At 70.7% G+C, this 20,806-nt stretch carries 20 protein-coding genes and 1 pseudogene; 6 read left to right on the top strand and 15 right to left on the bottom strand.

From position 1 onward, the window contains the following. Positions 1-78: 78 nt before the first annotated feature. Positions 79-489 (bottom strand): RidA family protein, encoded by a 411-nt coding sequence (locus OG953_RS32185; protein WP_405688743.1) that lies wholly within the window; start codon positions 487-489, stop codon positions 79-81. A gap of 202 nt (positions 490-691) precedes the next feature. Here OG953_RS32185 and OG953_RS32180 point away from each other — a divergent pair, with 202 nt between their 5' ends. Continuing rightward, positions 692-1,204, top strand: a complete 513-nt coding sequence (locus OG953_RS32180) for a DUF3574 domain-containing protein (protein WP_405688742.1) — start codon at positions 692-694, stop codon at positions 1,202-1,204. Positions 1,205-1,237: 33 nt separating this feature from the next. On the opposite strand, the gene OG953_RS32175 is transcribed toward OG953_RS32180, so the two are convergent. From OG953_RS32175 to OG953_RS32160, 4 genes are all read right to left on the bottom strand, one after another. Continuing rightward, positions 1,238-1,759: an HXXEE domain-containing protein gene (locus tag OG953_RS32175; protein WP_405688741.1), complete on the bottom strand. Its 522-nt coding sequence runs from the start codon at positions 1,757-1,759 to the stop codon at positions 1,238-1,240. 85 nt (positions 1,760-1,844) lie between these two features. Further along, positions 1,845-3,161, bottom strand: coding sequence for an SWIM zinc finger family protein (locus tag OG953_RS32170; protein ID WP_405688740.1), 1,317 nt, complete (start codon positions 3,159-3,161; stop codon positions 1,845-1,847). Further along, positions 3,158-6,106 carry a DEAD/DEAH box helicase gene (locus tag OG953_RS32165; protein WP_405688739.1) on the bottom strand — a complete coding sequence of 983 codons (2,949 nt, stop codon included), beginning with the start codon at positions 6,104-6,106 and terminating at the stop codon, positions 3,158-3,160. The genes OG953_RS32170 and OG953_RS32165 overlap by 4 nt, the downstream gene beginning before the upstream one ends. Positions 6,107-6,296: 190 nt before the next feature. Further along, positions 6,297-7,250 (bottom strand): slipin family protein, encoded by a 954-nt coding sequence (locus OG953_RS32160; RefSeq protein ID WP_405688738.1) that lies wholly within the window; start codon positions 7,248-7,250, stop codon positions 6,297-6,299. A gap of 257 nt (positions 7,251-7,507) precedes the next feature. Here OG953_RS32160 and OG953_RS32155 point away from each other — a divergent pair, with 257 nt between their 5' ends. After that, the gene (locus tag OG953_RS32155; protein ID WP_405688737.1) at positions 7,508-7,855 is read left to right on the top strand and encodes a hypothetical protein; all 348 of its coding nucleotides are present in this window, start codon (positions 7,508-7,510) and stop codon (positions 7,853-7,855) included. Here OG953_RS32155 and OG953_RS32150 read toward each other — a convergent pair. From OG953_RS32150 to OG953_RS32135, 4 genes are all read right to left on the bottom strand, one after another. Then, complete coding sequence (locus tag OG953_RS32150; protein ID WP_405688736.1) at positions 7,839-8,276, bottom strand: hypothetical protein; 438 nt, start codon at positions 8,274-8,276, stop codon at positions 7,839-7,841. The two genes, OG953_RS32155 and OG953_RS32150, sit on opposite strands and share 17 nt — an antisense overlap. Positions 8,277-8,467: 191 nt before the next feature. Next, positions 8,468-8,923 carry a DoxX family protein gene (locus tag OG953_RS32145; RefSeq protein ID WP_405688735.1) on the bottom strand — a complete coding sequence of 152 codons (456 nt, stop codon included), beginning with the start codon at positions 8,921-8,923 and terminating at the stop codon, positions 8,468-8,470. 110 nt (positions 8,924-9,033) lie between these two features. Continuing rightward, positions 9,034-9,729 carry a class I SAM-dependent methyltransferase gene (locus OG953_RS32140; RefSeq protein WP_405688734.1) on the bottom strand — a complete coding sequence of 232 codons (696 nt, stop codon included), beginning with the start codon at positions 9,727-9,729 and terminating at the stop codon, positions 9,034-9,036. A gap of 129 nt (positions 9,730-9,858) precedes the next feature. Then, on the bottom strand, positions 9,859-10,977 hold the full coding sequence (locus tag OG953_RS32135) for an ADP-ribosylglycohydrolase family protein (protein ID WP_405688733.1): 1,119 nt from the start codon (positions 10,975-10,977) through the stop codon (positions 9,859-9,861). Between the two features lie 82 nt (positions 10,978-11,059). Between OG953_RS32135 and OG953_RS32130 the strand changes: the two genes are divergently transcribed. Continuing rightward, positions 11,060-11,338 carry a DUF6343 family protein gene (locus OG953_RS32130; RefSeq protein ID WP_114243967.1) on the top strand — a complete coding sequence of 93 codons (279 nt, stop codon included), beginning with the start codon at positions 11,060-11,062 and terminating at the stop codon, positions 11,336-11,338. 59 nt (positions 11,339-11,397) lie between these two features. Here the strand turns inward: OG953_RS32130 and OG953_RS32125 are convergent, their stop codons facing one another. The 4 genes from OG953_RS32125 to OG953_RS32110 all read right to left on the bottom strand — a co-directional run bounded on the left by OG953_RS32125 (position 11,398) and on the right by OG953_RS32110 (position 13,963). Continuing rightward, on the bottom strand, positions 11,398-11,766 hold the full coding sequence (locus OG953_RS32125; RefSeq protein WP_405688732.1) for a tetratricopeptide repeat protein: 369 nt from the start codon (positions 11,764-11,766) through the stop codon (positions 11,398-11,400). Between the two features lie 68 nt (positions 11,767-11,834). Then, positions 11,835-12,437 carry a dephospho-CoA kinase gene (gene coaE / locus OG953_RS32120; protein WP_405688731.1) on the bottom strand — a complete coding sequence of 201 codons (603 nt, stop codon included), beginning with the start codon at positions 12,435-12,437 and terminating at the stop codon, positions 11,835-11,837. A gap of 39 nt (positions 12,438-12,476) precedes the next feature. Further along, positions 12,477-13,415: a PAC2 family protein gene (locus tag OG953_RS32115; RefSeq protein ID WP_405688730.1), complete on the bottom strand. Its 939-nt coding sequence runs from the start codon at positions 13,413-13,415 to the stop codon at positions 12,477-12,479. Positions 13,416-13,618: 203 nt separating this feature from the next. Further along, a complete protein-coding gene (locus OG953_RS32110) occupies positions 13,619-13,963 on the bottom strand; it encodes an FAD-dependent oxidoreductase (protein ID WP_405688729.1) in 345 nt (114 codons plus the stop codon). 138 nt (positions 13,964-14,101) lie between these two features. Here OG953_RS32110 and OG953_RS32105 point away from each other — a divergent pair. Next, a pseudogene (locus OG953_RS32105) lies at positions 14,102-14,212 on the top strand (sheath polysaccharide-degrading enzyme); the annotation flags it as partial. 95 nt (positions 14,213-14,307) lie between these two features. Here OG953_RS32105 and rpsA read toward each other — a convergent pair. After that, entirely contained in the window at positions 14,308-15,819 is a 1,512-nt protein-coding gene (gene rpsA / locus OG953_RS32100; protein ID WP_405688728.1) for a 30S ribosomal protein S1, read from the bottom strand. Between the two features lie 398 nt (positions 15,820-16,217). Here rpsA and OG953_RS32095 point away from each other — a divergent pair, with 398 nt between their 5' ends. Together OG953_RS32095 and hrpB are read left to right on the top strand one after the other, a co-directional pair. Next, complete coding sequence (locus OG953_RS32095) at positions 16,218-17,030, top strand: class I SAM-dependent methyltransferase (protein ID WP_405688727.1); 813 nt, start codon at positions 16,218-16,220, stop codon at positions 17,028-17,030. A 65-nt stretch (positions 17,031-17,095) separates the two neighbouring features. After that, positions 17,096-19,588, top strand: a complete 2,493-nt coding sequence (gene hrpB, locus OG953_RS32090; protein WP_405688725.1) for an ATP-dependent helicase HrpB — start codon at positions 17,096-17,098, stop codon at positions 19,586-19,588. A 194-nt stretch (positions 19,589-19,782) separates the two neighbouring features. On the opposite strand, the gene OG953_RS32085 is transcribed toward hrpB, so the two are convergent. Beyond that, complete coding sequence (locus OG953_RS32085; protein WP_405688724.1) at positions 19,783-20,796, bottom strand: DUF3068 domain-containing protein; 1,014 nt, start codon at positions 20,794-20,796, stop codon at positions 19,783-19,785. Positions 20,797-20,806 lie beyond the last annotated feature (10 nt).

The following is a 20,806-nucleotide window of genomic DNA, read 5'->3' as shown; positions in this document are numbered from 1 at the left end:
CGCCGCGCGGAACCAGAGGTTTTCTCGGTGCCGGCCGTTTCAACCGGCCACCGGGGTCCGGGCGCGCGGGGCGCGCGTTCAGCCGGGCAGTGCCGCAGTGAGGTCGACCTCGATCAGCTGCCCGGGGAAGCCGAGCCGCGCGACGCCGAGCAGCGTGCTCGCGGTGGTGAACGCGGGCCCGATGACCGAGCCGGTAAGCCGGCGCCAGGCGGCTCCCAGCTCCGTGACATCGTCGCTGACCACGTAGATGACCGACCGGACGACCCGCGAGGGCTCGGCACCCACGGCCGCCAGGGCAAGGAGGGCATTGGCCGCCACCTGATCGATCTGTGCATCGAAGTCGCCCTGACCCACCAGCGCGCCGTCACGGTCGAGCGGACACTGCCCGGCCAGGAACGCGGTCCGGCCCGCCTCCACCACAGTGATGTGGTGATAGCCGGGCGTGGGGTGCAGCTGATCCGGATTGATCCGGCTGATCTCCGTAGTCATGCGGATGAGTCTGACGGCCCGAGCCACGGGGCGCAGCGGGATTTCGGCGGGCCCGCGGGCCGAGCCGTACGGGTGGTTTCCGGCGGATGCCCATGTCCTGCCGCCGTCCGGCGGGTGCCGCTTGCCACAGTGAGCCGCGCGCATCCGCGCCGCAGGCCCACGCAGACTCCGCCCTCACAGGCTCCGAACGAAGGTCCCCGCCGTGCTTCGCTTCCCCCATCTCACCAGCCCGAAGGGTCTCACCGGCCCGAAGCAGCACACCGCACTCACCGCGGCCGCCGCCCTGGCCGTACTGGCCGTGGGCACGCCCGTCGCGTACGCCACACTCGGCGACGATGCCCCCTCCGCCTCACAGTCGGCGACATCGGCCGGCGCCGCGCGCGGGAAGGCCTACATCGAGACCCGGTTGTTCTTCGGCACCGAACGTCCCGACGGCGGGCCAGATGTGACAGACCGTCAGTTCCTGGCTTTCATCGACGAGGAGGTCACGCCCCGCTTCCCGAACGGGCTGACCATCCAGGACGGCCGGGGGCAGTGGCGGGATTCCCACGGGGCGATCGAACGGGAGCGCAGTTACGTACTGACCCTGCTCTACCCGGCGTCCGCGGCACGCGTACGCGACGTCCAGATCGAGCGGATCCGGAACGCCTACGAGAAGGCGTACGCCCAGGACTCGGTGGCCCGGATCGAGGAGCGCACGACCGCCGACTTCTGACACCGCCCGCCGCCCCGGCGCGGTGCTCCCCGATCACGCTGCCGTGCGGGCCCCGCGCCTGTGCGGCCGATTGAGCCGGTGCGCCAGCCCGTGCACTCCCGCGACGGCCACCGGGAGGAGCGCCAGCGTCGCTGCCGCTGCGCCGACGCCGCCGATCTCGATACCGGCCGTCTTCAGCCGCCGCACAGCCCAGAGCGAGTACGGGACGACAACGGCCGGTGCCGTGGCGACCCCCGGTGTGTAGCCGCGATACGCCAGCGACTGCACCATGTGGACGGCGCCGTGCAGCCCGAATCCGACCAGTACGGTCCGGAAGAACGGGCTGCGGCCACCTGTGCGCGCCCCGTCCGCCGACGCTGCCGCCACAACCCCGCCCATGAGGCCGATGGCGACATCGACATCCCGCTGCGAGAGATCCATCCGCGCCCAGACCCGCTCGGGAACTTTCGGGAATCGCTCCTGGAGCCGCGGTCGGGCGGACCGCGCCCAGCCGGCCATGGTGGCCAGCTCCTCCAGATCGTTGGCCACCCAGGCGGCGAGCAGCCCCCAGGTCACAGCCTTGGAAGCCGTTGCCTCCGTCGGTCTCTTCGTCCATCTGCGGAGTTGAGAGGCTGATGGCCGGTCCGGGGCCGGCCGGGGATCAGCCTCCGCTGAGTTCCATGAGCGCGCCCACCGGGTCGGAGTCCGGGGTGGCGCGGGGCCACCAGTCGTTCTCGCCCGGCTCGGATTCGTAGCCGTACCAACGGCCGTCGTGGCCGAAGCGGAGCTGGAGTGTGCCGCTGGGGTGCGTGAGGTGGTTGCGCCAGGGGTGGAAGCGGGGGAAGTCGGCGGCTGCGAGCGCGGGGCGGGCGCGGTCGAAGGGGCCGGCCGGGGGATCCCAGGGCGTTTCAAGGACGGCCAGTCCTTCGGCGCCGCCCTGGCGCCAGGCCGCGACGGCTCGGGCCAGGTCGGTGGGGGTGCGGCCGGTGGCGTACGCCAGCTCGCGGTAGAGGGCGCGGGTGGTTGCGGTGAGTCCGGCGGTGGGGCGGGACGCGGCCAGCCGTACTGCGTCCTGCCAGGAGGTGAGGCCGGCGAGCGGGTCGAGGCCGGTGGTGAGGAGCGTGTGCGCACGGGCCGCCGCATCCGTGGCGAGGTGGTCGAGGGCGAGCGGGTCGCGGGCGCCGGGCAGGCTCGGGTACGAGGGTGGCTGCCCGGGATGCGGCAGGACCGGGAGCGGGGCAGGGAGGGGCGGGAGGTAGCGGTCGGCGAGGGCCTCGTGGGCCGGTACGGACGGGGTGGCAGGGGCCGTGGGGCGTTCCCGGGCGGAGTGTGCGGCGTTGCGACGGCCCAGCTCTTCGAGGAGTTCGCGCTCGCCCCTGCCGCGCAGCAGCAGAAGGACGAACGGGTCGGCGTCCAGGAGACGGGCCATCTGGTAGCAGAGGGCGGCCACATGTTTGCAGGGCCAGCCGTGGTCGGGACAGGAACAGCCGGGGTCGAGATCGCCCGCGGCGGGCAGCAGTCCGACACCGGCCTCGGCCGCCGTGTCGACCAGCGAGTGCGGCATCTCCTTGGTGAGCAGCGCGGCAAGGTGACCGGGGCGGGCGGCGACAGCGTCCAGGAACATGTCCCAGTCGGCGTCGGTGAGCGACCGCAGACGCAGCTCGGCGCGGTAGGGGCGGGGGCGGCTGCCGTGAACGTAGGCGACGACCCGTCCGGGGGTGACGGTGATAGCTGCGACCTTGCCGCCGTCGGCGTACGTACGGCCGCGGGAGAGCCGTCCCTCGTCCATCGACAGGGACTCCAGGGCAGCCACCCAGGCGCGGCCCCACCAGCTGTCCGCGAAAGGTTCGTCGCCGTCGGACGGGCGGGGCGGCACGGCCTCGAAGGTACGCCGCAGATCGTCGGGGCCGGGGCGCGAGCGTGCGACGGGACGGGGCTCGGGGCGGGCGTACGAATGGGGCTGGGGACGGGGGCTCATGACGGCCTCCGGAGCGAGACGAGATCGGCCAGGTCACGATCGCTGAGCTCGGTCAGCGCGGTCTCACCGGCGCCGAGGACCGCGTCGGCCAGGACCCGCTTGGCCCGCAGCAGCTCGGCGATCCGGTCCTCGACCGTGCCTTCCGCGATCAGCCGGTGGACCTGCACGGGTTGTGTCTGGCCGATGCGGTACGCCCGGTCCGTGGCCTGTTCCTCGACGGCCGGGTTCCACCAGCGGTCGTAGTGGATGACGTGGGCGGCCCTGGTGAGATTCAGTCCGGTGCCCGCCGCCTTGAGGGAGAGCAGGAAGACCGGGACCTCGCCGGACTGGAAGCGGTCCACCATCCGTTCCCGCTCGGCCACCGGCGTACCGCCGTGCAGGAGTTGAGAGGGGATGGCGCGCGAGGCGAGGTGGGCGGAGAGGAGCCGGGCCATCGTCACGTACTGGGTGAAGATGAGGACGGAGCCGTCCTCGGCGAGAATCGTGTCGAGGAGCTCGTCGAGCAGGGCGAGCTTTCCCGAACGGCCCACAAGGCGGGTCGGTTCTTCCTTCAGATACTGCGCGGGGTGGTTGCAGATCTGTTTGAGCGAGGCCAGCAGCTTCATGATCAGACCGCGGCGGGCGATGCCTTCCGAGGCTTCGATGAAGGCCATCGTCTCGCGGACCGCCGCCTCGTAGAGCGTGGCCTGCTCGCGGGTGAGGAAGACGGGGTGGTCGGTCTCCGTCTTGGGCGGCAGCTCGGGGGCGATGCCCGGGTCCGACTTCTTCCGGCGCAGGAGAAAGGGCCGGACCAGCCGGGAAAGCCGCTCGACCGCTTCGTCGTTGGCGAGCCCGGCAGCCGTCCCGGTGTTCTCGACGATACGGGCGTGCCGGGCCCGGAACGCCTTGAGGGGGCCCAGCAGTCCGGGGGTGGTCCAGTCGAGCAAGGCCCACAGCTCGGAGAGGTTGTTCTCCACGGGGGTACCGGTGAGGGCGACTCTGGCCGGGGCCGGGATGGTGCGCAGCGCCTTCGCCGTGGAGGAGTGCGGGTTCTTCACGTGCTGGGCCTCGTCGGCGACGACCAGTCCCCAGCTGTGGCCGGCGAGTTGCGCCGCGCTCGAACGCATCGTGCCGTATGTGGTCAGGACGAAGCCGCCGTCGGGTTCGGCCAGTGTGCGGTCGGTGCCGTGGAAGCGGCGCACGGGCACGCCGGGGGCGAAGCGGTTGATCTCCCGGTGCCAGTTGCCCAGGAGGGAGGCGGGGCAGATCACCAGGGTCGGCGCGGGGTGGGCGCGGTGCAGATGGAGGGCGATGAGGGTGATCGTCTTGCCCAGGCCCATGTCGTCGGCGAGGCAGCCGCCGAGGCCGAGTGAGGTCATCCGGTCCAGCCAGGCGAGGCCGCGCAGTTGGTAGTCGCGGAGCGTGGCGTCCAGGCCGGGCGGCGGGGCGATGGTGGTGTCGTCGGCGGTGATGCGGGTACGGAGTGCGGCCAGCGCTCCGACGGGCACCGCTTCGACCTGTTCGCCGTCGACCTCGGCGCTGCCGGTCAGGGCGACGGCAAGGGCGTCGACCGGATCGAGCAGGCCGAGCTCCCGCTTGCGCGCCTTGCGTACGAGCGCTGGGTCGACGACGACCCACTGGTCCCGCAGGCGCACCACCGGCCGGTGGGCTTCCGCGAGAACGTCCATCTCCGCCTCGGTGAGCTGCTCGTCGCCCAGCGACAACTGCCAGTCGAAGGCGAAGAGCTGCTCGGCGTCGAAGAACGAGGTGCCGTCGGTGGCCGAGCCGGGGGCGGGTCGTACGACGGCGGCGGCGGTGAGGGAACGGACGAGCTCCCTGGGCCAGTGGACGCTCACCCCGGCCGCGGCCAGCCGGGTTCCGGCATCGCTCAGCAACTCGTACAGCTCGTCCTCTTCGAGTGCGAGCACGTCGGGCACCGGCTGGTCCAGCAACCGCTCCAGCGGTGCCCATACGCGGGCGGCGCGGCGCAGTGCGAGCACTGCGTCGATCCTGGCCCTCGGGCCGAACGGCTCCCCCACCCCGCCGTGCCACAGTGCGGCGGCGTCGACAACATAGGTCGGGTCGGCCAGGCTGTGCACCTGGGTGATGGCCGCGGCGGCGTGCCGCGCGGCGCCGGGACGGGCATCCGCGGCCGTACCGGGGGCCCCGTTGTCGTCGGAGGCGTCGCTGTCGTCGGGGCTGTCGTACGTATCGGCCGTGTCGAAGAGTTCGTACGCCGACAGGTCGAGACGCAGTGACACCCGTACACCCGCATCGAGGCCGGCCGCGACCTCGACGGCCCAGTCACGGGCTCCTGGCAGATGCTGGGCCTCACGTGCTGCAAAGGCTGCACCCATCGCGTACGCCGCGGCGGGCGTACGGGGCAGGGCATCGGCAACCGCATCGAGGAACGCCCCGAGCAGCCACTCCGGGTCGGGGAGTTGAAGTGGTGTGCGGTCCGGGAGCGGCACCGCGTGCCCCTCGACCGGCATGGCGGCTGCGATCGCCCGGAGATGGGCGATGTCCTCGGCGTCGCGCGGTCCGGCCCGCCAGGCGTCGTGGTCGTCGCCCGTCAGGCCGGGGAGCAGCCTGCCGCGCGCCACCAGGTTGAGCGCCTGGAGCGCGGCGGCACCCCAGCAGCGGGTGGCAGGGTGGGCGGACTGCTGGTGCCGGGCGCGGGCCAGCAGCGGCAGGGCATCGGTCACGGGCAGCAGGACGGCAGGCACCGTACGCCGACGGACGCCGTCCTGTTGTCCATGCCGACGGACGACGGTGATCTCTGCGGCGGTCGGACCGGGTGTCCGATCCTCGAAGTCCGCGAAGTCACCCGGCTCCGGGAGGGGGCCGCCATCGGGATCCCAGAAGGCGACGCGCCCGTCCCTCGGCAGCGATGCGGGCAGGAAGACAGTGGCGCAGCTCAGAAGGCGGGCAGCGGACGCGTCCAGCCGATGTTGTGCCGTGGTCATCGGTCCCCTCCCGTCCCGCCCTGATCCTCTTGATCGTCTTGATCCTTATGACTCCTGCGAGTCTAGGCGGGGGGTCTGACAACCGGTCGCGCACCCGTATTCCAGCAGGTCAGATGCGGTACAGGCCTTGATACGGCCTTGCCGGCAGGCCGACCCGACCGGCCCAGGGCAGGGAACGGCGCGGTTCGGCTCAGTGCCTGGCGAGGGGCTTCGGACGAGGGGGCCGCGCGGGCGCCGTGGCCGCAGAAACAGCGGGCGCGGAAGCGGGAGGGGGCGCGGGCGCCACGGACGGCTGCGGCTGCGCCTTTGCGGGGCGCTGTGCCCGTGCGGGCTGCTGCGGCGGCCGCACGGCCTGCTGCGGCTGCATCACCTGCTGCTGCGCGGGCTGCTGCGCCCGCTCCAGGAAGCGGAGCAGCTCCACCGGGAACGGGAGCACCAGCGTGGAGTTCTTCTCGGCCGCGACCGCAACCACCGTCTGCAACAGGCGCAGCTGGAGCGCGGCCGGCTGGGAGGACATCTCCTTCGCCGCCTCGGCGAGTTTCTTCGAGGCCTGAAGCTCGGCGTCCGCGTTGATGACGCGGGCTCGCCGCTCACGGTCGGCCTCGGCCTGACGGGCCATGGAGCGTTTCATCGTCTCCGGCAGCGAAACGTCCTTGATCTCCACCCGGTCGATCTGCACACCCCACCCGACCGCCGGGCTGTCGATCATCAGCTCAAGGCCCTGATTCAGCTTCTCGCGGTTGGACAGCAGATCATCCAGATCGCTCTTGCCGATGATCGACCGCAGCGATGTCTGTGCCATCTGCGACACCGCGAACCGGTAGTCCTCCACCTGGATCACGGCACTCGCCGCATCGACCACCTTGAAGTAGATGACCGCGTCCACCCGCACCGTCACGTTGTCCCGGGTGATTCCGTCCTGCGCAGGCACCGGCATCGTCACGATCTGCATATTGACCTTGCGCAGCCGCTCGATGCCGGGGAGCACCATGGTGAATCCGGGCCCTCGCACATCGTCACGGAGCCTGCCGAGCCTCAGTACGACGCCCCGCTCGTACTGCTTGACGACCTTGGCCGCCGCCGCCATGTACAGCGCACCCGCCGAGGCCGCCCCCACTATTGCGATTACGAGCTCCTGGACCATGACGGCCCCCTGAACGCCGGAAACATCCGAAACACAGAAATCAGTCGCTACTACCACGGTATGCCCAATATCAACCGATATGAACATGGGTCGAGACCCACCCGGTACGACCGTCCCCCGGCCGGCCGCGCACCGGATGCCGGGCCACCGGGGAGCAGGCAAGGTGACCAGCGTCAGCACGTTCTCCGTGGCGCATGCGTTGCTGTGGCGTACGCCGTGCTGACGGATGAGCCGGACGAGACAGACGAGGATCCGCCATGCCCGTGATCGATCAACGGCGCCGCCGTCTCGGCATCGCAGCCGGGACCGCGCTCCTGACCCTCACCGTCGCAGGCTGTTCCGGCCTCGGCCGGACCGCGGTCGGGCCGATCACCTACACGACCGAGCGGGACGCCGTGATCATGGTGAACAGCCCTTCGGTGAGGGGCTGCCACCCGCTCGCTCCCGCGGGTGCCAAGGAAGTGAGCAATGGCACCCTGATCGACATCATTCTGTACCGCACACCCGACTGCACCGGTCCGGGTACGACGTACCTCGCGACCACGCTCAGCGACGTCAACGGGGCCGGCGCCCTGCCGTGGCGCAGTTTCAACACGGTCCACTGACCGGCCGCAAGCAGAGCGGAAAGCCGCTGAAGGGTGTCTGCCAGCGCTCGGTGCCGAAGTTGATGGAGCCGATCTCGGCGGCCCGGCTCACCGGGCCGCCGATGCTGGGCGTCCCGCTGATCGTGTTGTGCACGTCGCCCACGCCCCCGCCATCGCCCGCGGGTGCCGGCTCGGCGAGGATGGCGCGGAGTTCGTCCGCCGCCTGCGAATCCGCGGCGAGCCTGCGGCGCAGCCGTGCGCGCCATTCGTCCTCGACGTCCCCGGCCGACGCGTCGTCGCCCTCGTCCCGCGCGGCGGTCAGCTCACCGCGCGAGGCCTCCAACTCGCCGGTCAGTACCGTCTCTTCCTCGGGCGTCGCTCCGTCCCGTGCGAAGAAGGCCACCAGCCGTTCGCGTACCTGGCCCAAGGAATCGGCCACCATGTGCTGCACGAGCGCCGTTGCCCCCCAGATGCCGCCAATGCCACCGACTCGGCTTCCGCCGAACCTCCTTCGACCGTTGCGTACACGCCGTCGGCTACCACCGTCCACGTCGGCGTCCCGGCACCGAGCGGCATTCGTGGAGGCCGCTCGGTGCCGGGCTGCCGACGTGGACGAGAACCGCTCCATGGCCGCTATGCACGCCTGCGGACGAGCGCGACCAGATCCGCCGTACGGCCCCGCCGCTCCCGGGCAATCAGGACGAGCAGCACGATGAGCAGCGCCGGCATGATCGCGTTCACCCGGTCGAGCAGCGTCAGTTGGACGATGGAGGCGCCGGCCATCAGTCCGCAGAAGGCCATGGCCGCCACTCCTGCCAGGACCGGGATCAACAGGGCAATGGCCCCCGCCATCTCCAGCCCTCCGATGGTGTACATCGCGGCCTGGTTCCAGCCCATCCGGTCGAAGGACTCGATAGCCGTCTCATGGGCGATCAGCTTGGCGAACGCGCTGAACCCGAAGAACAGGGCAAGAACGACGCGTGCGGCGGTCAGTGCGACGGCCCCGCGGCTGCGACCTCCGGCTCGGGTGTCAAAAGAGGTGGCAAGGGCGGCAGCGGGGGTGCTCCGGACCAGTGTGCTCTCGGACATCTGGGTCTCCTCTGGAAAGCTTCGCAGGGTGTTGCCTACGAAGAGGTAGACCGGTCCGCGGTCCGGAACTCATCGCTTCCCGGACCTCGGACCTCCTTCGCTCCGAGGAACTACTTCGGCAGGGCCCGCACCCAGATCCCGTCATCCGTGAGATACCGGTCGACGGTCAGACCCGCCGCCTCCAGGTACCCCTCGAACTGCTCCTTCGACAGCTCCCGCGACAGGAATGTCTGGGTCCACCGCGCGTCGTCGAAGAGGTACTCGGCATGCACCGAGTTCACCCCGTCCCCCACGGGCTCGGCCGAGACGATCCGTACGGTGTAGCCGCCCGGATCGACCCGTTCCCGCGGCAGGTTGGTGTGGTAGTCGGCGCCCTCGCGCTGGATGAGTACGACCCCGCCGTCCTTGACGTGGCTCCGGCAGGCGCGCAGCATCCCGTCACGCACCCGGTGCTCGCTCGTGTGCACCAGGAACGACGCCAGCATCACCACGTCGAACGTCTGGTCACCGAGGTCCAGCGACTCGATGGAGCTCTGTACGGTGCGGGCGCCGCGGATGTGCTCCAGCATCTGTATCGACTCGTCCACGGCGGTGACGTCGAAGCCTCGCTCGATCAGCGGATGGGTCACCCGGCCCGCCCCGCAGCCCAGTTCCAGAATGCTTGCCCCGGCGGGTACGGCCGCCGCGATCACCTCTGGTTCATCGCCGACGGACAGCCGTCTGTACAGTTCGACCGCACAGCCGTCCGGTGTGATCGCGCCGGGTCCCGTCCCTGAATATCCCTCACGCACCAGTCGTCCGCTCATGTACAGCCGAACGAACGGCCGCTGACGGTCGTTCCTGGCACGCGGTCTTCCCGTCACACCGAGCGACAGGCGACCAGGACGGCGGTGACGCACTGACTGGTCGTCGGCGCGCAATGTACGGGTCGACCGTCAGTACACCGGGTAGCGGTCGGCCGGCCACACGACCGCGTGCTCGAACTCCACGCACAGATCGTCGGCCACCTCGGTGATCACCGCTCGCCCTTCGGTCGCCACCAGCCAGGACGGCGGAAGGTGTACGTCTCCGTGGCGCGTGCCGAGCAGATTGCCGCAAACCGCACCGGTGGAGTCGCTGTCGCCCGAGTGGTTGACCGAGAGCAGCAGCGACTGGGCCACCTGATCGGCGCCCGGCAGCACGAGGGCGCAGTACACGGCGATGGCAAGGGCCTCCTCGGCGACCCAGCCCGCGCCGAGCTTCTCCACCTTCTCGGCGGTCGGCTCACCCTCGGCGGCCAGGTCGACGGCCGCGCGCAGCGCCGCCGTCGTCTCCTCGTGCCCCGGGTGGCGGCCCAGCAGTTCCATGGCCCGCAGCACCGCACCCGCCATCGAGTCGCCCTCCAGAAGGTGCGCGACGATCGCGGCGAACGCCCCGGCCGCGTACGCACCGGTCAGGTGGCCGTGGGTGATCTGCGCGCACCAGTAGGCGAGCCGGAAGCCCGCCTGGGCATCCTCCCCCACCAGTCCGAAGGGGGCGGACCGCATCACCGTGCCACACCCCTTGGACCCGGTGTTGACGGGACCGGGCTCACCGAGCCGCCCCGTCGGTTCGGGGACATGGCCGGTCGCGAGCCCCGTCAGACAGGCGTTGCCGGGGGCCCGGCGCGCGTACAGCCAGGGCTGCTGCCTGAGCCAGCCGGTCCGTACCGGGTTGTCGGCTCCGCGGGCCGGCGGAGCGGGGTGGTTCTGGGTGTCCAGCCAGCGCAGATAGGCGTTCCGCACGATCCCGATCTCAGCGCCGCCGATGCCCTTGGACATCGCCCGGGAATGGGCCCTGATCAGCCCTTCGGCCGTGAACAGGGTCATCTGCGTATCGTCCGTGACACGTCCGACGACCCCCTCCTCGTCCGCGATGAGTCCTTGCACACCGTGTTCACCGTGCGCGCGGCGGATACCGGCGAGCGAAAGGAACTCCACCGGATTCCCCAGGGCGTCCCCGATCGCCCCGCCCAGCAGACAGCCCCGGGCCCTCGCCCTGCGGCCGGTACGGTCCCCCCACGATGTGCCGTACACGCACGATCCCCTCAATCCGATCCGACGTCGACATGTCCCAAAACACCGTCGCGGGTCCATCCTGGTAGGAGAGGCGATCGCCATGCGTACCGGTAATGAACCGACGACTGCACGCAGCCCTCTGCGGCTGCGGCTCTGCCTGAGTCTATGGGGGCTGGCCTGGGCCGTCTTCGGCCTGGCTGCGTTCACGCTGACCGACCGCCCGGGCTGGGCCGCGGCCTGCGGTCTGCTGCTCCTGCTGGTCCTCGTGGACATCGCGGTGATCATCCACCACATCCACCAGGGCCCGCACTACCAGCCGGGCCGCAATATCCCGCCGTACGAACCCGACCACGGCGGACGCGGCAGGTACGGGCACTGACGGGGACGCAGCCGGGGCCGGGACGAGCTGCGGCGCACGCCCGGGCCCGGCGGTGGGCGTCAGCCCTCCGTACGGAAGCGGGCCGCCTTCAGATACTCCGGGTTCGGGTCGAGTGCGGCGGCCAGCCGGAAGTGGCGGGCGGCTCGGTCGGAGCGGCCGGAGCGCTCGAAGGTGCGGGCAAGCGCGAAGTGCACGAAGGCGTTGTCCGGTTCGCGCTCCAGGACGAGTTCGAATTCGAGCTCGGCAGGGCGTAGTTGGGCGGCGGCGAAGAAGGCGCGGGCCCGCAGCAGCCGGGCGGCGGTGTTCTCCGGATGGGACGCGATCACCGAGTCCAGGAGCTTGACCGCGCCCCGGGGGTCGTGCGCCGCCAACAGGTGTTCGGCCGCGCGGAAGTCGATGACGTTGGTTTCCGGAGTCCTCTCGGGCACGATTGCATCCTTCCCTTCGCTACCGGGTTCTCAGCGTCCGGCCGCTGTCCGGTATTCCGATACGGAAATCAGCCGGCCGCGGCCCGCTGGGTCAGCTCCGACCAGACCTTGCGGACCTGCGGCTCCAGTTCCCCCAGCGGTCCGTCGTTGTCGACGATCAGATCGGCCACGGCACGCCGCTGCTCCCGGGTCGCCTGCGCGGCCATGCGGGCGCGGGCCTCGGACTCGGTCATGCCGCGCAGCCGTACGAGCCGGTCGAGCTGGGTCTCGGGACTGGCGTCCACTACGACGACCAGGTCGTAGAGCGGGGCGAGGCCATTCTCCGTGAGGAGGGGGACGTCATGGACGACGACCGAGTCGGGGCCTGCGGCCCGCTCCAGCTCTGCGGAGCGGGCGCCTACCAGCGGGTGGACGATCGCGTTGAGGGTGGCGAGCCGGTCGGCGTCGGAGAAGACGACCGAGCCGAGCTTCGGCCGGTCCAGGGTGCCTTCGGCGGTGAGGATGCCGGCACCGAACGCGTCGACGACGGCCGCGAGACCGGGGGTCCCCGGCTCTACGACCTCCCGGGCGATCCGGTCCGCGTCGATCAGCACGGCTCCGTATCCGACGAGCAGCCGTGACACTTCACTCTTGCCGGCGCCGATCCCACCGGTCAGGCCCACTTTCAGCATGCCGGGCAGCCTAGTACGAGGGGTGACGGGCGCGGCCGGTCAGGCGTCCCCCTCGCGCTCCGCGAGAAATCGCTCGAATTCGAGACCGATCTCGTCGGCGGACGGCAGATCGACCGGCTCGGCCACCAGGTTGCCCCGGGTCTCGGAGCCCGCGACCGCGTCGTACTGGTGCTCAAGGCCCTCCACGAGCGAGACGAGCTCCTCGTCGCCCTGGTCGATCTGCCGGTCGATCTCCGTCTGGGTGCGGTGGGCCTCCGTGCGCAGCGCATGGGCGACGGTCGGCAGGACCAGGCCGGTCGCGGACGTGATCGACTCCAGGGCGGTGAGCGCCGCGTCCGGGTAGGCGGAGCGGGCGACGTAGTGCGGCACATGGGCGGCGACACCGAGGACGTCGTGTCCGGCCTCCATCAGCCGGTACTCCACCAGTGCCTCGGCGGAGCCGGGTACCTGCGCCTCGTCGAACGGGCTGCGATGACCGGGCATGAGGTCCGTGCGGTTGCCGTGCGCGGTGATGCCGACGGGACGGGTGTGCGGGACGCCCATCGGGATGCCGTGGAAGTTCACCGCGAGGCGGACACCGAGGCGTTCGACGATCTGCTCGACGGCGGCGGCGAAGCGCTCCCACTCCACGTCCGGCTCGGGCCCGGAAAGCAGCAGGAAGGGTGCTCCGGTGGCGTCCTGGACGACCCGTACGTCCAGCGTCGGGGTCTCGTAGGCCGCCCAGCGGTCGCGCCGGAAGGTCAGCAGCGGGCGCCGTGCGCGGTAGTCGACGAGCCGGTCGTGGTCGAAGCTGGCAACGACCTGGTGCGGCAGCGTTTCGAGCAGGCCGTCGATGATCTGCTCACCGGTCTCACCCGCGTCGATGTATCCGTCGAAGTGATAGAGCATGACCAGGCCGGCCGACTCCTGGGCGAGCGCCATGTCGACGACGGCCAGTCCCTTCGGCTCCCATTCGTACAAACTCTGCGGATCAGGCACGGTTACCGCTCCTCCTCGTGTTCTTGGAGAAGAACGCCCGGCGGGGCACCGGGCATTCCCGGACCGTGCCCCTTCACCCGGCGTTTCATGCCAGAACGTGGACCGGTCGGTCTTATGCGAGAACGCGGGTGTGCAGCGCCGTCACCGCCTTCCGCGCTGACGTGAACGCGCCGTGCTGCCAGGCGTCCGCGTAGCTCAGGTAGTCACCGGCGAAGCAGACGCGTCCGGCGGCCTGGTCGAGCGGTGCGAAGGCCGGTGCGTCGGGGCCTCCCGACAGGCATGCCTCCGACCGGCTGGAGCTGCCCGTCACTGAAGTGCGCGGTCTGCTGGTTGCCGTAGGTGTCGATGGTGGAATCGCCGCCGCGAACGGTGAAGTTGCGGCCGCCCGTACGACTCCGGGCCTCCAGGCTCGTACAGCCGTAGCCCGCCTTGCCCAGTTCGTACGCGGCGGTGAGTCCGGCGATTCCGCCGCCGACGATCATGACCTCGGCCGCAGCCTTGCCCTTCAGCGTGACCTTGACGTGACCACACCTCCCCCTTACCGTCACTGGGCAGCACGTTCAGAGACTCGCCCCACGTTCACGAACGAGAACTCTCGAACTCCTTCGACGGGAAGGCACCCCCATGCGTACCCGTACGCTGCTCCCCGCCCTGCTGGCCACCGCGCTCGCGACCGGCGGCCTCTGCAGATCGCGTTCAACGTGACCAACTACAGCGCGAGCTGCCCGGCCACCGTCTACAGCAGCAACACGGTGACCGGCGGCAAAGGCCTGACCAACATCACGGTCACGCCGTAACCACGGCCGCGGATACGAGTGAGGCCCGCTCCCCGAAGGGAGCGGGCCTCACTTGTCAGCTACTGCAGTCGATGACCGACCGGAGCGTCAGAGCGTCAGCTCTGGCCGCCCGCCAGCTTCTCGCGCAGGGCAGCCAGGGCCTCGTCCGACGCCAGGGCGCCGGAGTTGTCCGCGGACTCCGAGGAGTACGAGCCGCCACCGCTGCCGCCGGAGGCAGCCGGGGCACTGCCGGCCGGGGCAGCAGCGCCCTCGGCAGCAGCGGCCTCGTCGGCCTCGCGGGACTTGATGACCTGGGCCTGGTGCTGCTCGAAGCGCTGCTGCGCCTCGGCGTACTGCGTCTCCCACGCCTCGCGCTGGGTCTCGTAGCCCTCGAGCCAGTCGTTGGTCTCGGGGTCGAAGCCCTCGGGGTAGATGTAGTTGCCCTGGTCGTCGTAGGACGCGGCCATGCCGTACAGGGTCGGGTCGAACTCGACCGAGGCCGGGTCGGCACCGAAGGACTCGTTGGCCTGCTTCAGCGAGAGGCTGATGCGGCGACGCTCGAGGTCGATGTCGATGACCTTGACGAAGATCTCGTCGTTGACCTGGACGACCTGCTCCGGGATCTCCACGTGGCGCTCGGCCAGCTCGGAGATGTGGACCAGACCCTCGATGCCCTCGTCGACGCGCACGAACGCACCGAACGGAACGAGCTTCGTGACCTTACCGGGAACGACCTGCCCGATCTGGTGCGTACGGGCGAACTGCTGCCACGGGTCTTCCTGCGTCGCCTTGAGCGACAGCGAGACGCGCTCGCGGTCCATGTCGACGTCGAGAACCTCGACGGTGACTTCCTGGCCGACCTCGACAACCTCGGAGGGGTGGTCGATGTGCTTCCAGGAGAGCTCGGAGACGTGCACGAGACCGTCGACGCCACCGAGGTCCACGAACGCACCGAAGTTGACGATCGAGGAGACGACGCCGGAGCGGACCTGGCCCTTCTGCAGGGTCGTGAGGAAGGTCTGACGGACCTCGCTCTGGGTCTGCTCGAGCCAGGCACGGCGGGACAGGACCACGTTGTTGCGGTTCTTGTCCAGCTCGATGATCTTCGCCTCGAGCTCCTTGCCCACGTAGGGCTGAAGGTCGCGGACACGACGCATCTCGACGAGCGACGCCGGAAGGAAGCCGCGGAGGCCGATGTCGAGGATGAGACCACCCTTGACGACCTCGATGACGGTACCGGTGACGATGCCGTCCTCTTCCTTGATCTTCTCGATGGTGCCCCAGGCACGCTCGTACTGAGCGCGCTTCTTCGAGAGGATCAGGCGGCCTTCCTTGTCCTCCTTCTGGAGAACCAGGGCCTCGATCTCGTCGCCGACCTTGACGACCTCGTTCGGGTCGACGTCGTGCTTGATCGAGAGCTCGCGGCTCGGGATGACACCTTCGGTCTTGTAACCGATGTCGAGGAGAACCTCGTCCCGGTCAACCTTGACGATGACACCGTCAACGATGTCGCCGTCGTTGAAGTACTTGATCGTCTCGTCGATCGCCGCGAGGAACGCGTCCGCGTCGCCGATGTCGTTGACCGCAACCTGCGGAGTGGTGGCGGTGGTCTCGGTGCTGCTCGTCATGTGGGAAAGGGCTCCGGTACGGACAGTGAGTCGTAGGTACTGCTACGCCGGGAGCCCGTATCGCTTCTGCAGAAGCCGGACAGCCCGGGAAGCACCCAACCCGCTGGGCGGGAGGCGCCTCGTGAACCGAGGGGACATACAACAGACGCGAGCGCGGCCTGCTAGGTCTGAGGCGCGCAGGCTCGCAGCGCAACTTGTAGCATACGGGGGCGGCCGGGCACGGTCAATGCGCGAAGGCGCACACCGGGGGCACAACGACCCATATCCGGCACAATTCGTGTTCTCCGAGGCCACATCGGCCCCGGGAGACAATCCGTGGGTACGGAGCCGTACTCACGGGTACCCCTGGGTACGTACCGCGTGCGGCGGGGTGAAGGCAAACTACAACGACGGACACGATGAGCCAAGAGATCTACGCGGCAGAACCCGAAGCGACTCGCCGCAGCGCGTCGGAGGCCGAGAGCAGCCGGGCAAGTCGCGGCTGGTGGGACCGGAACGCCGACGAGTACCAGAGCGACCACGGCGCCTTCCTCGGCGACGACCGTTTCGTCTGGGGTCCGGAGGGGCTCGACGAGGCCGAGGCCGGTCTGCTCGGCCCCGCCGAGTCACTGAAGGGCCTCGACATCCTGGAGATCGGTGCGGGCGCGGCGCAGTGCTCGCGCTGGCTGGCCTCCAAAGGCGCCCGCCCGGTGGCCCTGGACCTCTCGCACCGGCAGCTGCAGCACGCGCTGCGGATCGGCGACGAGGTCCCCCTGGTGGAGGCGGACGCCGGGGTGCTGCCGTTCCGGAACGGCTCCTTCGACCTGGCGTGCTCCGCCTACGGCGCGGTGCCGTTCGTTGCCGATCCCGTGCAGGTGTTCCGCGAGGTGCACCGGGTGCTGCGCCCCGGGGGCCGCTGGGTCTTCTCGGTGACACATCCGGTCCGCTGGGCGTTCCCGGACGAGCCGGGTCCCGAGGGGCTCTCCGTCGCGGCCTCGTACTTCGACCGCACTCCCTATGTCGAGCAGGACGAGCAGGGCAATGCCGTGTACGTCGAGCACCACCGGACGCTGGGAGACCGGGTGCGGGATGTGGTGGCCGGCGGATTCCGGCTGGTCGATCTCGTCGAACCGGAGTGGCCCGCCTGGAACGACCAGGAGTGGGGCGGCTGGTCCCCGCTGCGCGGCAACCTGATCCCGGGGACGGCGATCTTCGTCTGCGTACGGGACTGATACGGAGGTCCTGGAACCGGCTCTCGGGGTACGGGAGCCCCGGTGCCTCGTACGAGACTGGGAGCGTGATCCGTACCGACGCCCTGGACCAGTTGCCCGTACGCACCGCTGTGCCCGCCCTGGAGCGGGCCCTCGACGACCGCGGTGTCGCGGTGCTGTGCGCACCGCCCGGCACCGGCAAGACGACCCTCGTACCGCTGGTCCTGGCCGGTCTGACCGGGGGTGGCCCGGTGCGCAGGGTGGTGGTCGCCGAGCCGCGGCGCATCGCGGCGCGGGCGGCGGCGCGCCGGATGGCGTGGCTCATCGGTGAGCAGGCCGGCGGGCGGGTGGGGTTCACGGTCCGCGGGGAGCGGGTGGTGGGGCCCCACACCGTGGTGGAGGTGGTGACGACCGGGGTGCTGCTCCAGCGGCTGCAGCGCGATCAGGAGCTGGCCGGGGTCGATGCGGTGATCATCGACGAGTGCCATGAGCGGCATCTGGACGCGGACACGGTCGCCGCGTTCCTCCTCGATGTGCGGGAGGCGATCCGGCCCGATCTGCGGCTGGTCGCCGCGTCCGCGACAACGGACGCGGAGGGCTGGGCGCGGCTGCTGGGCGACGCTCCGGTGGTGGAGGCGCAGGGTGTTTCGCATCCGGTGGAGGTGGTCTGGGCCCCGCCCGCCGGGCCGGTGCGGCCACCGCACGGGATGCGGGTCGATCCGGCGCTGCTGACGCATGTCGCCTCGACGGTGCGCCGGGCGCTCGCCGAACGGGAGGGCGATGTGCTTTGTTTCCTGCCCGGTGTCGGCGAGATCGGGCGGGTCGCGGCGCAGCTGGCGGGGGCGGCCGCCGAGGTGCTCCAGGTGCACGGGCGGGCTCCGGCGGCGGTGCAGGACGCTGTGCTGGCCGGGTCGTCCGACGGTCGGCGGGTGGTGCTGGCGACCTCGGTGGCGGAGTCGTCCCTGACGGTGCCCGGGGTGCGGGTCGTGGTCGACTCGGGACTGGCCAGGGAGCCGCGTACCGATCACGCGCGGGGGCTGAGCGCGCTGACGACGGTACGGGCGTCGCAGGCGGCGGGGAGGCAGCGGGCGGGCCGGGCCGGGCGTGAGGCGCCGGGGGCGGTGTACCGGTGCTGGGAGCAGGCGGAGGAAGGGCGGCTGGCGCGGTTCCCGTCCCCGGAGATCAAGGTCGCGGATCTGGCGGCGTTCGCGTTGCAGGCAGCGTGCTGGGGCGATCCGGACGCGTCGGGGCTGGCGCTGCTCGATCCGCCGCCCGCGGGTGCGATGGGCGCGGCGCGCGAGGTGCTGACAGCAGTCGGCGCGGTGGACGCCGACGGGCGGGTGACCGACCGGGGCGTACGGATGTCCCGGCTCGGCCTGCATCCGCGGCTGGCGCGGGCCCTGCTGGACGGCGCTGCCGAGGTGGGCGGCCGCCGGGCGGCCGAGGTGGTGGCGCTGCTGAGCGAGGAGCCGCCGCGCGGGTACGGGGATGATCTGGCGGCCGCGCTGCGTACCGCCCGGCGGGGCGGGGACGGCTATGCGGCGCGTTGGCGGCAGGAGGTCCGGCGGCTGTCCGCGTCGGTCAAGGACGTGGGTGGGGTTTCCGGTCCGGACGATGGAGCCGTCGGTCTGGTGGCCGCGCTGGCCTTCCCGGAGCGGGTGGCGCGGGCCCGGGGCGAGGGGGCGTTCCTGATGGTGTCGGGTACGGGTGCACAGCTGCGGGACGGGTCGGGGCTGCGCAGCGCGCCGTGGCTGGCGGTCGCGGTCGCCGACCGGCCCGCGCACGCGGCGTCCGCGCGGGTGCGGCTCGCCGCCGTCATCGACGAGGACACGGCGCGGACTGCCACCGGGCATCTGCGGTTCGTGGGCGAGGAGGTCCGCTGGGCCGGCGGCGATGTGGTGGCCCGCAGGGTGGAGCGGCTGGGCGCCGTCGAACTGTCGGTGCGCCCGCTGAAGGAGCCGGCTCCCGAGCTGGTGCGCGAGGCGCTGATCGAGGGTCTGCGGCGCGAAGGGCTCGGGCTGCTGCGCTGGACGCGTGAGACCGAGCAGTTGCGGGAGCGGCTCGCCTTTCTGCGCCGGACGTCGGGCGCGCCCTGGCCGGACGTGTCGGACGGTGCGCTGCTGGACCGTACCGAGGAGTGGCTGGAGCCCGAGTTGTCACGGGCCCGGCGGCGCTCCGATCTCGCGCGGATCGACGCGGGGCAGGCGTTGCGGCGGCTGCTGCCGTGGGCGACCGGTGAGGCGGCCCGGCTGGACGAGCTGGCGCCGGAGCGGATCGAGGTGCCGAGCGGCTCCCGTATCAGGGTGGAGTACGGCGGGGCGCAGCCCGTTCTCGCGGTGAAGCTCCAGGAGCTGTTCGGCCTGCAGGAGACTCCGAGGGTGGCCGGAGTGCCGGTGCTGGTCCATCTCCTGTCCCCTGCCGGCCGTCCCGCGGCCGTCACCGCGGATCTGGCGTCGTTCTGGCGGGACGGCTACCGGGCCGTGCGGGCGGAGCTGCGCGGCCGCTATCCGAAGCATCCGTGGCCCCAGGACCCCACGACGGTGGAGGCGACCCGGTTCACGAAGAGGGCCCGGCGGTAGGCAGCGCGGGTGAAGGAGCGGGGCTGGGGTGCGTGCATCGCAAGGCGGAGGATTGAATCAGATGGGGTCTCCCCTGCTCGAACGCAGCCGAGAGCTTGGGGAAGGAGCGTTGGTGATTGACGACAACGCCGCGAGGTGCGTGCCCCAGCCCCGCGACGCCGCGAAGCCTACTGCCGAGCCCTCTGGGGCACGGCTCAGGCGGGAGTAGGTTCCGGGTCCGGGGCGGCGGGTGCCGGTGTCCCGTCGGGCAGTTCGCCGTCCGGGCGCCGGGAGCGCGCCTCCAGCCACAGGGCGAGCGCGAGCAGTCCGGTGCCGAGGACGACGAAGCCCCAGGGCAGGTACGAGGTGAGCAGCAGGACCTGCACGCGCTGGGACTTGACCAGGGCGACGATCGAATCGACGTAGTCCTCGCGCATCTTCACATGCCCGGCGAACGCGGTGACGGTGTCCTGGGACATGCCCATCGCCTTGGCGTTGCGCAGCTCCTCCTTGTGGATCTCCTCGCCGTTGACGGGCGCTCCGGTGACGGGGTCGACCCAGAACATCCGCTTGGTGCTGTACCAGCGTGTCATGCCCGTCTTGGCGACCTGTTCCGCGGTGACGCCCTTGATGGGCATCTTCTTCGGCATCGGGACCTGGGTCCAGGGGATGGTCTGCTCGAAGTAGTAGACGTCCATGCCGCGGAAGGTGCGGGTGCCCTTGTAGTGGATGGGCGAGCTCGTACGGGTCTGGGCGTCGAAGTACTCGTAGTCGCGCTTCTGGGTGAGGAAGGGCCACTTGAACTCGATGCCCTCGCGCCTGACCGGGTCGCCGTCGACCATTTCGCCGGTGGCGTGGACGGGGGCCTGACTGTGGGCGTCGAAGATGTAGCGCTCGGGGATCTCGGAGACCATCTTGCCGTTCGGGTCGGCGACGTAGCTGAGGGAGTCCCAGACGACGACGTCGCGGCCGGCGCTGCGCTCGATCTTCTCGGACTCCTCCACATTGCCCTTGAGGGTCTGCACGATGGTGACCTTGGGGACCTGCTTCACCTTCATGTTGTCGTTGTAGTCGAGGAGGGTGGCGGGCTTCGCCTCCAGCACCGTCTCCTGGTACTGGCTGGGCGGGATCTTCGCCAGCCTCGGGAAGGCGTACCAGCGCAGCAGTGGCGACATGGCGGCGAAGAAGACGGCGAAGGCCAGGAGTACGAGGCTGGCTCTGCGGCGCATGGTGGTGCCC

The sequence above is a fragment of the Streptomyces sp. NBC_00057 genome, from assembly GCF_045041165.1.
In the GTDB taxonomy this organism is placed as follows: domain Bacteria; phylum Actinomycetota; class Actinomycetes; order Streptomycetales; family Streptomycetaceae; genus Streptomyces.
Note: the sequence above shows the minus strand (reverse complement) of the source record. Positions and strands in the feature narration are given on the sequence as shown.